Raw genomic sequence first — 13,679 nt, forward strand, 5'->3', positions numbered from 1 at the left:
ATAACTACGCCGTCAAATGACGCAGCAGGTTCTGATAATCTTCTCTGATGTCCGTATCAATTTCCCGGAGCTCCTTGATCTTGCGACAGGCATGCAACACGGTAGTATGATCACGACCCCCAAACGCATTGCCGATTTCGGGCAGACTGTGGTTAGTCAGCTCCTTCGACAAGCTCATCGCGACCTGCCGGGGCCGGGCAATAGACCGGCTGCGGCGCTTGGAAAGCAGATCGGACACTTTAATCTTGTAGTAATCGGCTACAACCCGCTGAATATTATCAATACTAACTTGTTTGTCCTGCAAAGCCAGCAGGTCTTTCAGCGACTCTTTAATGAAGGGCGTACTGATTACGCTGCCGGTAAAATGCGCGTTGGCAATAACCCGCTTGAGCGCGCCTTCGAGTTCGCGCACATTGGAGCGGATTTTCTGAGCCAGGAAGAAGGCGGCATCGTCGGGCAGGATAATCTTGGCTTCTTCGGCCTTCTTCATGACGATGGCCACGCGGGTTTCCAGCTCGGGCGGCTCGATGGCCACCGTCAGGCCCCAGCCAAAGCGTGATTTCAGCCGCTCTTCGACGCCGTTGATTTCCTTGGGGTAGCGGTCGCTGGTCAGAATCATCTGCTGACCACCCTCAAGCAGGGCATTGAAGGTGTGGAAAAACTCTTCCTGGGAACGCTCCTTGCCGGCAAAGAACTGGATATCATCGATCAGCAAGGCATCAACGGAGCGGTAGTAGCGCTTGAAATCATTGATCGCGTTCAGCTGCAGCGCTTTCACCATATCGGCGACGAAGCGCTCGGAATGCAGATAGACAATGCGGGCATTGGGGTTGCGCTTGAGCATTTCAGCGCCCACGGCGTGCATCAAATGCGTTTTACCCAGGCCCACGCCGCCGTATATAAATAGAGGGTTGTACGAGCCGCCGGGGTTATCCGCCACCTGCTGTGCCGCCGCCAGCGCCAGCTGGTTCGACTTGCCGCCCACAAAGGACTGGAAGGTAAAGGACGGATTCAGGTTCGACTGGTGCCGCACACCGCCTTCAACCTCAACCATCTTGTTGCGATCCTGGCGCGGACTCATGGTGGAAAACACGGGCTCGGCCGGCGCCATGTCGAGTTCGAGCTGCGGTTCCGGCACGGACGGCTCGGCCTCGGCGTAGTCCTGCTCCAGCGGCGCCCGCTCGTAGCGCTGCTGCGGGGCGGGCTGTGCCGGCGCGCTGCTGTATACGGGTTCCGCGGCGGGCGCTCGAGCAGGCTCGCGGACAGGTGCCGCCGGGCGGGTACGCAGTGGCGCCATCGCCGGGCGGGCAGGGGAGCGCAGGGCGCCACCACCGTGCTGTGCAACTTCGAGCCGCACATCGGCACTGATGTCGCCGGTCACATCACATACCACCTGGCGAATACGGCCAAGGAAGCGGTCATTGACCCAGTCACGCACAAAGCGGTTCGGCGCCATCAGAACCAGCAGGCTGTCATGCCCTTGCTCCGCCCGCAACGGACGAATCCAGGTGTTGTACTGCTGAGCCGGGAACTCCTCCTGCAGACTCCTCAAGCACTGTTCCCAAAGCTCGGTGGACATTGACTCTCCTGTGGCGCGGCCGAACGCTATCACTAGCAACGTATAGCGGGTGATTCTAGCGGGTAAAAAGAAACTTATCCACAGTGTTGAAAACTTATTTGCAACCCCGGCGGTATCTGCCTCGCAGCGGTCAAAATCGGGGCCGAAACGGCGTCCTGGCCGCCAAAGTCCTCCTGCTTTACACTTAATGACAGCTTATATAACAGGTTAATAACATTATATGTTATTGTTTTTTATAAAAAATATTATGTTACCAACAGAATTTGACCACAACCCCTGCCAAAGCTCACACAGGCCGCCGTTGCGATACACCCGGACCCCGCGGACCTGCGTACAGGCAATAGAAGCGCTACAGGGAACCTGCTTCCTTATATAAGGCACAGCTTTCGTACCCCCGATCACCGCAGGGCAAGGCGCCTGATTTTGTATGCTTTGTGTTCAAACTAGTCATTGCGAACGCCAGGCTTTTACCCTATAGTGTCGCGTCTGATTTTTACCCGTGATTTTTTCCAGTCTTCTAACACTCCTTGCGATGTTAGTCAGGACTGAGTGAGAGGACTGAACCGATGAAAAGAACTTTTCAACCCAGCGTACTGAAACGTAAGCGCAGCCACGGTTTCCGTGCTCGCATGGCTACCAAGAATGGTCGCCTGGTCCTGAACCGTCGTCGTGCCAAAGGTCGTAAGTGTCTGAGTGCTTGATGCACTCAGCGCTTGTGATCTGGTAGCAGTGGATGGCCGGATTCGAATATCCTCGCCAGCTCAGAATTCTGACTGGCGAGGGCTTTCAGAAGGTTTTTGACAAAGTCTCTCTGAAAGTCCCTGACCAGCCCATATTGATACTTGCCAGCTTCAACGAGCTCGATCACCCCCGTATCGGGTTTGTCATCTCCAAAAAAAATGTACGTCGCGCTGTAAAACGCAACCGCATTCGACGTATCATTCGCGAGTCATTTCGCCTCAATCAGCACCATCTTCCCCCGGTTGATCTCGTAATTCTGGCACGCAAAGGCCTGGATGAGCTTGAACCCGAAGAAGTGCACCAGCTCATGAAAAAATGCTGGTCACGGCTGAAGCACAAGGCAAAAAAAGCTAACCCGCAGAGATAGTGGTCCTTACGCCATGGATGTAAAGCGAGTCATATCATTTGCTGCCCTTGCACTGATTTCCTATGTGCTGGTGCTGCAGTGGAACGAAGATTACGGGTCAAAACCCACCGCTCCCGCAAGCCAGACATCTGTTTCGGCCTACAGCAGCCCCGCCGGTAACGAACTGCCCACGGCAGACGCAACCGCCACGGCACAGAATGCAGAGCTGCCCGCTACAGGCACCGAGACTACCCCCACCGCCCCTGCCAAATCCCGCCTGATCAGCATCAAGACCGATGTGCTGGACGTGCTGGTTGATACCACCGGTGGTGACATCATTCAGGTGGCACTGCCCCAGTACAAGGCGACCATCGATTCCGACGCCTCCTTTGTACTGATGGAGCAGACAGCCAACCGCACCTACGTTGCCCAGAGCGGACTCGTTGGCGCCAATGGCCCCGATGCGGCCACCACCGGCCGGCCGGTGTACAGCATTGAAGGGTCCGAATTTGACCTGGGTGCTGCCGACAGCCTGAATGTGGACCTGAGCTTCACGGATGCCAACGGCGTCAAGGTGACCAAGCGCTACAGCTTCACCAAGGGTTCCTACCAGATTGGCCTGGAATACCTGATCGACAACCAGAGCCAGCAGAGCTGGACGGCCAACCTGTTCGGCCAGATCAAGCGTGACCGCAGTGAAGATCCTGCCGCCACCACCGATATGGGCATGCAGTCGTACCTGGGGCCGATCTTCTCCACCGCCGAGAACAACTACCAGAAATACGATTTCGATGACATCGACGACGATGCCTTCAAGCAGCGTTCCGCCGATGGCTGGGTTGCCATGGTGCAGCACTACTTCATCAGTGCCTGGATTCCGGCCCCGGGTGCCGAATATACCTACAGCACCCGCAAGCAGAACGGCAACTACATTGCCGGCTTCGTTTCTCCTGCCGTGACAGTCGCGCCCGGCCAGCAGCAGAGCGTAACAGCAACCTTCTTCGCCGGTCCCAAGGATCAGGAGCAGCTGCTTGCCGCCCAGGAAGACCTGCAGCTGACCGTCGATTACGGCTGGCTCTGGTGGATCGCCTCGCCACTGCACTCGCTGCTGACCTGGATTCACGGCCTGCTGGGCAACTGGGGTCTGGCCATTATCGCCATCACCATCCTGGTGAAAGCGGCACTGTTCCAGCTCAATGCCAAAGCCTTCAAGTCCATGGCCAATATGCGCAAGTTTGGCCCGGAAATGCAGCGCCTGAAGGAACTCTATGGCGATGATCGCCAGAAGATGTCCCAGGAAATGATGGCACTGTACAAGAAAGAGAAGATCAACCCGCTGGGCGGCTGCTTGCCCATGCTCGCGCAGATGCCGATCTTCATTGCCCTGTACTGGGTACTGATGGAATCGGTTGAGCTGCGCCAGGCTGACTTCCTCTACCTGGCTGATCTCTCAGTCAAGGATCCGTACTTCATCCTGCCGATCCTCATGGGCGTGAGCATGTTCATCCAGCAGTCGCTCAACCCGTCTCCGCCGGACCCGATGCAGGCCAAGATCATGAAGATGCTGCCCATCGTCTTCACCTTCTTCTTCCTGTGGTTCCCGGCCGGTCTGACACTGTACTGGGTGGTCAACAACATCCTGTCGATCGCACAGCAATACGTGATCAACAAGCAGATCGAAGGCGGCGGCAAGAAAGAAGCCAAGGCCAGCAGCTAAATAAACACGCTGCAGTACAAGAGGCTCCTTCGGGAGCCTTTTTATGTTCAGGATGAACGGTATACCGCGGGCGCATGGATGCGCAGAAGCGGTGAATGTTCAGGATGAACGGGCCCTGATATTTGCTCCTGCAATATCAGGATTTCCGCCATCCATGGCGGTCTTGCCGCGGGCGCATGGATGCGCAGGAGCGGCGGCGTTGGACCTGGCACTCACCGAGGGTGCACCATAGCAGTAGCGGCGGTCTGTACCGCCTCCAGGGCAGCCAAGCCACCTGCAGCCTTAAACCGGAACAGCATACCCCATGAGCCCAATCAATCAGGACACCATTGCCGCCCAGGCCACCGCACCCGGTCGTGGCGGCGTCGGCATCATCCGCGTCTCGGGCCGCAAGGCCGGCGCTATTGCCCAGACCATTCTCGGCCTGACGCCCCAGCCACGCCATGCCCATTACGGCGCCTTCCACGACAGCGAAGGCCAGGAAATCGACCAGGGCATCACGCTCTACTTTCCGGGCCCCAACTCCTTTACCGGCGAAGACGTGCTGGAACTGCAGGGTCATGGCGGCCCCGTGGTGATGGACTTCCTGCTAAAGCGAGTACTCACACTCGGTGCGCGCCTTGCAAAACCGGGCGAGTTTTCCGAGCGGGCCTTTCTGAACGACAAGCTGGACCTGGCCCAGGCCGAGGCCATTGCCGACCTGATCGATGCCAGTTCCGTGCAGGCGGCCCAGAGTGCGCTGCGCTCCCTGCAGGGGGAATTCTCCCGCCGCATCCACAGTTTGGTTGAAGCACTGATTCAGCTGCGCATCTATGTCGAGGCCGCGATTGATTTCCCGGAGGAGGAAATCGACTTCCTGGCCGATGGCAAGGTGCTGGGAGATCTGCGGGGCATTATCGGCCAGCTGGAAGCGGTACAGGGTGAGGCTCGCCAGGGCAGCCTGCTGCGCGAGGGCATGAGCGTGGTGATCGCCGGGCGTCCCAACGCTGGCAAATCCAGCCTGCTGAACGCGCTGGCCGGGCGCGAAACCGCCATCGTCACCGATATCGCCGGCACCACCCGGGATGTATTGCGCGAGCATATCCATATCGATGGCATGCCGCTGCATATTATCGATACCGCCGGTCTGCGCGATGCCCCCGACGAGGTCGAGCGCATCGGCATTGACCGCGCCTGGCAGGAAATCCGCAAGGCCGATCGCATCCTGATGATGGCCGACAGCACCCAGACCGACGCCACGGACCCGGACGAACTCTGGCATGATTTTGTCGAACAGCTGCCCGACCTGTCCAAAGTCACGGTAATACGCAACAAGGCCGATATCAGCGGTGAAGCCGCTGCCAAAAAACAGGTGGGTAAGTACACACTAATCTCGCTGTCCGCCAAAGGCGGGCAGGGTATCGAGCTGCTGCGTGAGCACCTGAAAGACTGCATGGGCTTTCAAAGCACCACCGAAGGCGGTTTCATGGCCCGTCGCCGCCACCTGGATGCGCTGGAAAGGGCCCATGCCCTGCTGGAAACCGGACGCGACCAGCTTGAGCATATGGGCGCCGGCGAACTGCTGGCCGAAGACCTGCGCCAGGCCCAGCAGGCCCTGAACGAGATCACCGGCGAGTTCAGCTCGGACGACCTGCTCGGGCGCATCTTCTCGAGCTTCTGCATCGGCAAGTAACCCCGGTGGCACGAAAAAGCCCGCGACCGGTAATGCACCGGCCGCGGGCTTTTTTTGTATTCGCGTTCTATCAACTTTTGGATAGACGCTGCGGCTAGCTTCTGGCCGTTTTATCAACCGTGCATTTTATCCTGCAAGCGCGGGCTTCACCGACGGCACCCTGGACTGTGACCAGATCATCAGCAGTGCCGCCCCGAGCACCAAGACCCCACCTAAAATACTGTTTTCACTCAGGGTTTCGTGCAGCAGCAACCAGGCCCAGAAGACCGATGCCACCGGCTCCAGGGTGGAGAAAATGGCCACGTCGAACTGGCGCTGCAGCAGGCCTATACCCTTGATCAGCAGCAGAAAGGGAATAAAGGTCGACAAAATGCCCAGCGCCAGCACCGCGCTCCAGCCCCACGCACCCTGTGGCAGGTCGGCATAGCCCAGCACCGCGGGCACGGAAAACACCAGCGCCGCCCCGATCAGCGTCCAGGCGGAAGATCCCAGGGCATCCCCGGCGGGCATCCAGCGCGGCGCTCCCACCAGGTAGGCGCTGTAGAAAAGGGCCGCACCAAAGCCGAACAGGATGCCGGCCCAGGAACCCGCAAAGTCACCGTCCAGCGTGCAGTAGATGCCCGCCAGCGCCCCCGCCAGAGCCAGCAGCCGCACGGCACTGAGGCTTTCCTGGCGCCGCGCCCAAGCCTGCAGAAACACCAGCAGCGGAAACAGGCTCAGCAGCATCACCGTCAGGCTCACGCTGACCTGCTGCAGCGCCACGAAATAACACAGCGAAGCCAGGCCGTTAATCATGCCCAGAAAGCCCGCACCGGGTCTCAGGCGCCGGGTCTTGCGCGGCAAGATCAGCAGCAGCAGCAGGCTGGGCACCAGAAAGCGCAGCCATACCAGCCCCAGGGCATTGGCGCCGTCGGCGTAGACCTCCCGCGCGAACAATGGCTGCAGGCTAAAGCCCAGTGCCGCCAGCAACACCAGGGCCGCGCCCTGCAGATAGACCTTGATAGGCATGGTTGTCGAGTTCCTTGAATGGAAAAAGGACCCGTTACAGGCGGCAACGGATCCGGCAAATATTTGGCGCAGGCGAGCCTGTCGCCTGCGCATCACAGCAGCCAGTCGTCCTGCCAGGGATAACTGGAAAGTGGCTCACAGCCATCGGCCGTGATCAGTACCTGCTGCTCCAGCTTGATCCCCTCGCGGCCCCCCCTGGCACCGATATAGCTTTCGACGCAGATCACCATGTTCTCCTCGAACAGGCCGTCATAGCCGCCGCTGTCCCAGTCGTGGCCAGCATGGGCCACGGCCGGAAACTCGTCAGCCAGCCCCACGCCGTGCACCAGGCAGCAGTAGCGGTTGTGCTGAAACTCCGCCGGTATCGGCCAGGCCCGGTGGGTAAAATCCCGGTAGCTCAAGCCGGCCCTGAGCTGCGCCATATTGGTATGAATCTGTTCATGGGCCAGGCTGTAAAGCCTGCGCTGCTCCGCGCTCGGGGCAACATGGCCCACGGTCCAGGCCCTGGAAATATCCGCGCAGTAACCATAGGGGCCGATCAGATCCGTATCGAACGAGATGATTTCCCCGGCCTGCATCACCCGGTCGCTCGACTCCTGCATCCATGGGTTGGTGCGCGGGCCGGATGCCAGCAACCGGGTCTCGATCCATTCGCCACCGTTGCGGATATTCTCGAAATGCAGCCAGGCCCAGAGCTCGTTTTCGGTCATGCCGGGACGCTGTTCATCATGCATGCGGCGGATGCCCTGCTCACACACCTTGATGGTCCAGCGCATCAGCTCCAGCTCGTCTGCCGACTTGATGCGCCTCGCGTCTTCCATCAGGCTGTGACCTTCCACCACTTCAACGCCAAGGCGCTCAAGCAGCGCCAGCCCCTCGAACTCAGCCCTGTCCACAGCCAGACGTGCCCCCTTGCCGCCGTGGTGGCGTACAAGATCGGCAATTTCCGCCGCCCAGACCGCCGCCTTTTCGCTCATGCGCGAGCCGGCACCAAAATAGCTCCAGCTGACCGCCGTGCGTATTTCATCTATCAGGTCGTTGCCTTCAAGCAGGTGTTCGCAGTTGTGGAATTCCCACAGGATCACCGGCCCCTGCGTAAACACCAGCGCGTAGCGGGCATAGTTGTGCAGCGTCCAGACCTGCATGTTCGAGCTGTCGGTTGCATACCTTATATTGACCGGGTCATACAGCAGCATGGCCGTACAGTCCCTGTCTATCAGCTGCTGCCGCACCCGCTGCAGACGATAGCGCCGCGCCGCATGCAGTGTCTGGGCCTTAACCGGGTTGCGCAATGGCGCTGCAGACAGCGAGTGTCGGCCGTTGGTTTCAAAACCCATGATTCACCTTGAAATAGGCATGTTGTCGTTATTTTGGGCTCAAAAATACGCCTTCCCGCCGGCTTGTAAATCGACAAATACTCACAAGGTCATGACCCCCAATCATCGAAGCTTCGACCCTGTATCTGGCGCGCAATGCAGCCATGGCAGGCAGCGGGTACCGCCGCACCAACGCTGCATTGCGCAGCATCAAGAAAGCGTTTCGAAGGTCACCTAGAGGATCAGTGCTTCCAGGAAGATATCCACAGGAGTTGCGTGCGCCAAAGTTACACACAGTATTGCGCTCAACAGTAAAACTGTCGTGCAAGCCTGTGCAGAACCTGCAGTGCCAGCAACAGTTACCCACCGGCTGTGCACGGCATATACCGCCGTAAAGCAACAGCTAACAAACCGGGTTATTCATATATCAAGATATTGTTTTAAAAGCACTTAACCAGGTTAACAACAGAAACTATCAACACAATAAGGCGGCTTGCTGTGCCACCGCTGTCACTCAATACAGCATGGAATGGATGTTCCAAAATGCTGCAGGTGTGGACAGAACCAGGGCTTACGCACATCTTGTCTACAGGTGGGGCTGGTCATGGCTGTAGCGGCGGTCAAATTTATTTCGGCCGTTGAATCCTGTGCATAGCTATGGGACAGCTCTCTGCACAACAATGTGGATAAACGGGCCTGTGGGTAAGGTGCCATTTCACCCACAGGCTGTGCAGAGCTTTAGAGTGGTTCTGACAGCACCTTCATAACAACCTGGCAGCAGACGTAAAGCATTGTTTTTTAACAATTAAATTGGCTTTTAAACAGAACCGGTTCTGCCTAATAACAACAACAAACATAAAACACATATATAAAGAGAAATATATTTAACTCTTTAAAACTCAAAAGCGTTGATCAGAAGAGGTGTTCACTTTTTGAACATTTTCTAATCGGTAACATGGGAGTATACTTAGCGCCCATTTTACGGCTGGCTCATCTGTCAGACGGGCAATACTCAACAGAGGTACATAGCGGTGGACTATCCGGGTCGTTTTGACGTGATCGTGATTGGCGGAGGACATGCAGGCACCGAAGCCGCATTGGCTTCTGCACGCATGGGCGCCAAGACCCTGTTGCTAACCCACAATATCGAGACCCTCGGACAGATGTCCTGCAATCCCGCGATCGGCGGCATCGGCAAGAGTCATCTGGTCAAGGAGATCGATGCGCTGGGTGGCGCCATGGCAACGGCAACCGACCTTGGGGGTATCCAGTTCCGGGTCCTCAATTCACGCAAGGGCCCTGCGGTGCGTGCCACCCGTGCCCAGGCAGACCGTGTGCTGTACAAGGCTGCAATCCGGGACATTCTGGAGAACCAGCCCAATCTGCAGATCTTCCAGCAGTCCGCCGATGACCTGATCATGCAGGGCGACAGCGTCCGCGGTGTTGTCACCCAGACGGGCATTCGCTTTCATGCCACCTCGGTCATTCTTACCGCGGGCACCTTTCTCGGTGGCCTGATTCATATCGGCCTGCAGAATCACTCGGCAGGTCGTGCCGGCGACCCGCCCTCCATTGCGCTGGCAGACCGTCTGCGTGAACTGCCGCTGCGCGTTGATCGCCTGAAAACCGGCACACCGCCACGCATCGACGCCCGCTCGGTGGATTTCTCGGTAATGCAGGAACAGCCGGGAGACACGCCGGTACCGGTAATGTCCTTCATGGGCAAGCTGAGCCAGCATCCGCGCCAGGTCAGCTGCTACATCACGCACACCAATGAGCGCACCCATGAAATTCTGCGCAAGGGGCTCGATCGTTCGCCGCTCTACACCGGCGTCATTGCCGGCGCGGGGCCGCGTTACTGCCCGTCGGTGGAAGACAAGATCATGCGCTTTGCCGACAAGACCTCGCACCAGGTGTTTGTCGAGCCCGAAGGCCTGACGACCCATGAGCTGTATCCCAACGGGATTTCCACCAGTCTGCCGTTCGATATTCAGCTCGAAGCCGTGCGTTCCATCCGTGGGTTCGAACAGGCCCATATCACCCGGCCGGGCTACGCCATCGAGTACGATTTCTTCAATCCCCAGGATCTCAAGCACAGCCTGGAGACCAAGCATATTCAGGGGCTGTTCTTTGCCGGCCAGATCAACGGTACCACCGGTTACGAAGAAGCCGGTGCCCAGGGACTGCTGGCGGGCATCAACGCCGCCAACCGCGCCTTTGAGCGTGACGCCTGGCACCCGCGCCGCGACGAAGCCTATATCGGTGTGCTGGTCGATGACCTGATCACCCACGGTACCGCCGAGCCCTATCGCATGTTTACCAGTCGTGCGGAATACCGCCTGATCCTGCGTGAAGACAATGCCGATCTGCGCCTGACCGAAAAAGGCCGCGAGCTCGGCCTGGTCGATGATGCCCGCTGGGCGCATTTCTGCGCCAAGCGCGAAGCCATCGAGGTGGAAAAGCAGCGCCTGCGTGATACCTGGGTGCAGCCCGGCAGCGATGTGGCTGCCGTGCTGAATGCCAAGCTGAAGACACCGCTGACGCGGGAGTACAACCTGGCGGACCTGATCAAGCGGCCGGAACTGGAGTACCTGGATGTCGCCTCCAGTACCGGTGGGCCGGTGGCGGACCCCCAGGTGGCCGAGCAGGTCGAGATTCAGTTCAAGTACGCCGGCTACATCGATCGCCAGCGTGACGAAATCGAACAGATGCAGCGCCAGGAAAACACGCCGCTGCCGGCCGACATGGATTACAGCGCCATCAGTGGCCTGTCCAATGAGCTGCGCTCCAAACTCGAGTCCGTGCAGCCGGCCAGCATTGCCCAGGCCTCGCGCATTCAGGGCATGACGCCGGCGGCCATTTCTCTGCTGCTGGTCTATCTGAAAAAACACCGCTTCAAATCCAGCCAGGAGCAGGCCGCCAGTTAATGGACGCAAAACTCAAGCAACAGCTCGTGCGCCAAAGCGGTGCAATGGGAATCGACCTGACCCAGCAACAGGCAGATCAGCTGATGGCGTACCTCGCGCTGCTGCTGAAATGGAACAAGGCCTACAACCTGACCGCCGTGCGTGACCCGGCACAGATGGTGGACCGGCACCTGATCGACAGTCTCAGTGTGTTGCCCCATATAAAAGGGCCTCGCCTGATTGATGTGGGCAGTGGCCCGGGTCTGCCCGGCATCCCGCTGGCAATCTGCCGGCCCGATATTGCCGTCACCACGCTGGACAGCAACGGCAAGAAGACCCGCTTTCAGCTGCAGGTAAAAGCCGAACTGGGGCTGGACAACCTGGAAGTCATCAATGCCCGCGCCGAAAGCTGTGACCGGCCACCGTTCGATCAGGTGATCTCCCGCGCCTTCGCGTCCCTTGAGGCCATGCTGCACTGGACCTCCCACCTGTGCCGCGAAGATGGTGTTTTTCTTGCAATGAAAGGTCTGTATCCTGATGACGAACTTCAGGCACTGCCGCCTGGGGTTGAACTCAAGTCCAGCCACCCCCTGCGGGTGCCGGGCAGCGAGGGTGCACGTCATCTGTTGATTCTCGGGAGAGCCTGACCTTGGCGAAAATCCTCACCATCACGAACCAGAAAGGGGGGGTGGGCAAGACAACCACCTGTGTCAATCTGGCGGCGTCTCTGGCGGCCACCAAGAAGCGCGTGCTGATGATCGATCTGGATCCCCAGGGCAACGCGACCATGGGCAGCGGTATTGACAAGCATACCCTGGAAAAATCCGCCTACGATGTACTCACCGACCAGGCCAGCGCCGCCGATGCGCGCCTGACCGAGGTACCCGGTGGTTACCATGTGATCGGTGCCAATGGCGATCTGACCGCCGCCGAGGTGGAGCTGCTGAGCCTGCCGCGGCGCGAGTTCCGTCTCAAGATGGCGCTGCTCGAAGTCATGGACCAGTACGACTACATCCTGCTCGACAACCCGCCGTCGCTGAACCTGCTGACCGTCAATGCCCTGGCCTGTTCCAGCGGTGTGATCATCCCCATGCAGTGCGAGTATTACGCACTCGAAGGCATCAGCGCGCTGGTCGGCACCATCAACAAGATCAACCAGCGCCTGAATCCCGAGCTGAAGATCGAGGGCATACTGCGCACCATGTTCGATCCGCGCATGAGCCTGACCCGGGATGTCTCCAACCACCTGGTGGATTACTTTGGTGAGCAGGTGTATCGCACCGTGATTCCGCGCAACGTGCGCCTGGCCGAAGCACCGAGCCACGGTCTGCCGGCACTGATGTACGACAAGAGCTCCCGCGGTGCCCTGGCCTACCTGGCACTGGCCGGTGAGCTTATTCGCAAGACGGCGCAGGAAAAGGCGGCCGCCGTGGCCGCCTCTGAAGCGGCCGATAAAGAACAGGTACAGGAAACCAACTGATGGCTGCAATGAAACGGGGCCTGGGCCGCGGGCTGGACGCACTACTGTCCACGGTGGAACAGGTACATGAACCGGTTGCCAAGGATGCGCCCGTGGCGCTGGACGGTTACCGCATGCTGTCGGTCGATGCGATACAGCGCGGTCGTTACCAGCCCAGGCGTGATCTGGAACCCGGTGCCCTGGAAGAGCTGGCCGATTCCATCCGTGCCCAGGGCATCATGCAGCCGATCGTGGTGCGCTCGGTTGAAGGCCAGGATCGCTTCGAGATCATCGCCGGTGAGCGCCGCTGGCGTGCCGGCCAGATGGCGGGCCTGACGGAAATCCCGGTGCTGGTACGCGAAGTACCCGATGAAGCCGCCATTGCCATGGCGCTGATCGAGAACATCCAGCGTGAAAACCTCAACCCCATCGAGGAAGCCGTGGCACTGCAGCGCTTGCAGCAGGAATTCGAACTGACCCAGCAGCAGGTGGCCAAGGCCGTCGGCAAGTCGCGCTCCACCATTGCCAACCTTCTGCGGCTGATGAAGCTGGAAGAAGAGGTCAAGAAGATGCTTGATTACGGCGACCTGGAAATGGGTCATGCCCGTGCGCTGCTGGCACTCGAAAGCGAAGCCCAGCTTGAGGCGGCACGGGATGTGGTGGCCCGCGGCCTTACGGTGCGCCAGACCGAAGCCCTGGTGCGCAAACTGCAGGCGCCGGAAGTGCCGGGCAAGCCCGAGCCGCAGCCTGATCCGGGTCTCGAGCAGCTGGCCGGTGAACTGTCACAGCGATTTTCGGTTCCGGTATCCATCAGTCGCAATGCTCGCGGTAACGGCAAAATCACGATCGCCTACAGCGGCGAAGCCGAACTTGATGCCATTCTGAAAACCCTTAAATAAGCTGCCTGTTTTTTGCACATTCAGGTGCGGCGTGGC

At 59.0% G+C, this 13,679-nt stretch carries 11 protein-coding genes; 8 read left to right on the forward strand and 3 right to left on the reverse strand.

The window, feature by feature from the left end; all coding sequences use genetic code 11:
• Nucleotides 1-4: 4 nt before the first annotated feature.
• The gene (gene dnaA / locus KDW95_RS16130; RefSeq protein WP_255852843.1) at nucleotides 5-1,579 is read right to left on the reverse strand and encodes a chromosomal replication initiator protein DnaA; all 1,575 of its coding nucleotides are present in this window, start codon (nucleotides 1,577-1,579) and stop codon (nucleotides 5-7) included.
• A gap of 566 nt (nucleotides 1,580-2,145) precedes the next feature.
• On the opposite strand from dnaA, the gene rpmH reads away from it, so the two are divergent.
• The 4 genes from rpmH to mnmE all read left to right on the forward strand — a co-directional run bounded on the left by rpmH (nucleotide 2,146) and on the right by mnmE (nucleotide 6,055).
• Nucleotides 2,146-2,280 carry a 50S ribosomal protein L34 gene (rpmH, locus tag KDW95_RS16135; RefSeq protein WP_255852844.1) on the forward strand — a complete coding sequence of 45 codons (135 nt, stop codon included), beginning with the start codon at nucleotides 2,146-2,148 and terminating at the stop codon, nucleotides 2,278-2,280.
• Nucleotides 2,281-2,312: 32 nt separating this feature from the next.
• The gene (rnpA, locus tag KDW95_RS16140) at nucleotides 2,313-2,687 is read left to right on the forward strand and encodes a ribonuclease P protein component (protein ID WP_255852845.1); all 375 of its coding nucleotides are present in this window, start codon (nucleotides 2,313-2,315) and stop codon (nucleotides 2,685-2,687) included.
• A 13-nt stretch (nucleotides 2,688-2,700) separates the two neighbouring features.
• Nucleotides 2,701-4,383, forward strand: a complete 1,683-nt coding sequence (yidC, locus tag KDW95_RS16145) for a membrane protein insertase YidC (RefSeq protein WP_255852846.1) — start codon at nucleotides 2,701-2,703, stop codon at nucleotides 4,381-4,383.
• A 304-nt stretch (nucleotides 4,384-4,687) separates the two neighbouring features.
• Nucleotides 4,688-6,055, forward strand: coding sequence for a tRNA uridine-5-carboxymethylaminomethyl(34) synthesis GTPase MnmE (gene mnmE, locus KDW95_RS16150; RefSeq protein WP_255852847.1), 1,368 nt, complete (start codon nucleotides 4,688-4,690; stop codon nucleotides 6,053-6,055).
• A 126-nt stretch (nucleotides 6,056-6,181) separates the two neighbouring features.
• On the opposite strand, the gene KDW95_RS16155 is transcribed toward mnmE, so the two are convergent.
• Nucleotides 6,182-7,063, reverse strand: a complete 882-nt coding sequence (locus tag KDW95_RS16155; protein ID WP_255852848.1) for a DMT family transporter — start codon at nucleotides 7,061-7,063, stop codon at nucleotides 6,182-6,184.
• Nucleotides 7,064-7,155: 92 nt separating this feature from the next.
• The gene (locus KDW95_RS16160) at nucleotides 7,156-8,400 is read right to left on the reverse strand and encodes a M24 family metallopeptidase (RefSeq protein WP_255852849.1); all 1,245 of its coding nucleotides are present in this window, start codon (nucleotides 8,398-8,400) and stop codon (nucleotides 7,156-7,158) included.
• Between the two features lie 1,010 nt (nucleotides 8,401-9,410).
• Here KDW95_RS16160 and mnmG point away from each other — a divergent pair.
• Genes mnmG through KDW95_RS16180 form a run of 4 tightly spaced genes read left to right on the forward strand, consistent with a single transcriptional unit; the run spans nucleotide 9,411 to nucleotide 13,643 of the window.
• Nucleotides 9,411-11,306 (forward strand): tRNA uridine-5-carboxymethylaminomethyl(34) synthesis enzyme MnmG, encoded by a 1,896-nt coding sequence (gene mnmG, locus KDW95_RS16165; RefSeq protein ID WP_255852850.1) that lies wholly within the window; start codon nucleotides 9,411-9,413, stop codon nucleotides 11,304-11,306.
• Nucleotides 11,306-11,932: a 16S rRNA (guanine(527)-N(7))-methyltransferase RsmG gene (rsmG, locus tag KDW95_RS16170; protein ID WP_255852851.1), complete on the forward strand. Its 627-nt coding sequence runs from the start codon at nucleotides 11,306-11,308 to the stop codon at nucleotides 11,930-11,932. The genes mnmG and rsmG overlap by 1 nt, the downstream gene beginning before the upstream one ends.
• Nucleotides 11,933-11,934: 2 nt before the next feature.
• Nucleotides 11,935-12,765: a ParA family protein gene (locus tag KDW95_RS16175; RefSeq protein ID WP_255852852.1), complete on the forward strand. Its 831-nt coding sequence runs from the start codon at nucleotides 11,935-11,937 to the stop codon at nucleotides 12,763-12,765.
• The gene (locus tag KDW95_RS16180) at nucleotides 12,765-13,643 is read left to right on the forward strand and encodes a ParB/RepB/Spo0J family partition protein (RefSeq protein WP_255852853.1); all 879 of its coding nucleotides are present in this window, start codon (nucleotides 12,765-12,767) and stop codon (nucleotides 13,641-13,643) included. The genes KDW95_RS16175 and KDW95_RS16180 overlap by 1 nt, the downstream gene beginning before the upstream one ends.
• Nucleotides 13,644-13,679: the final 36 nt, after the last annotated feature.

Origin of the sequence: Marinobacterium rhizophilum (genome assembly GCF_024397915.1) — a bacterium.
Taxonomy (GTDB): Bacteria; Pseudomonadota; Gammaproteobacteria; order Pseudomonadales; family Balneatricaceae; genus Marinobacterium_A; species Marinobacterium_A rhizophilum_A.

Excerpts from the sequence above, each read along its gene's own strand:
- dnaA (WP_255852843.1), bottom strand. The coding sequence starts at position 1,579 with ATGTCCACCGAGCTTTGGGAACAGTGCTTGAGGAGTCTGCAGGAGGAG.
- rpmH (WP_255852844.1), top strand. The coding sequence starts at position 2,146 with ATGAAAAGAACTTTTCAACCCAGCGTACTGAAACGTAAGCGCAGCCAC.
- rnpA (WP_255852845.1), top strand. The coding sequence starts at position 2,313 with ATGGCCGGATTCGAATATCCTCGCCAGCTCAGAATTCTGACTGGCGAG.
- yidC (WP_255852846.1), top strand. The coding sequence starts at position 2,701 with ATGGATGTAAAGCGAGTCATATCATTTGCTGCCCTTGCACTGATTTCC.
- mnmE (WP_255852847.1), top strand. The coding sequence starts at position 4,688 with ATGAGCCCAATCAATCAGGACACCATTGCCGCCCAGGCCACCGCACCC.
- KDW95_RS16155 (WP_255852848.1), bottom strand. The coding sequence starts at position 7,063 with ATGCCTATCAAGGTCTATCTGCAGGGCGCGGCCCTGGTGTTGCTGGCG.
- KDW95_RS16160 (WP_255852849.1), bottom strand. The coding sequence starts at position 8,400 with ATGGGTTTTGAAACCAACGGCCGACACTCGCTGTCTGCAGCGCCATTG.
- rsmG (WP_255852851.1), top strand. The coding sequence starts at position 11,306 with ATGGACGCAAAACTCAAGCAACAGCTCGTGCGCCAAAGCGGTGCAATG.
- KDW95_RS16180 (WP_255852853.1), top strand. The coding sequence starts at position 12,765 with ATGGCTGCAATGAAACGGGGCCTGGGCCGCGGGCTGGACGCACTACTG.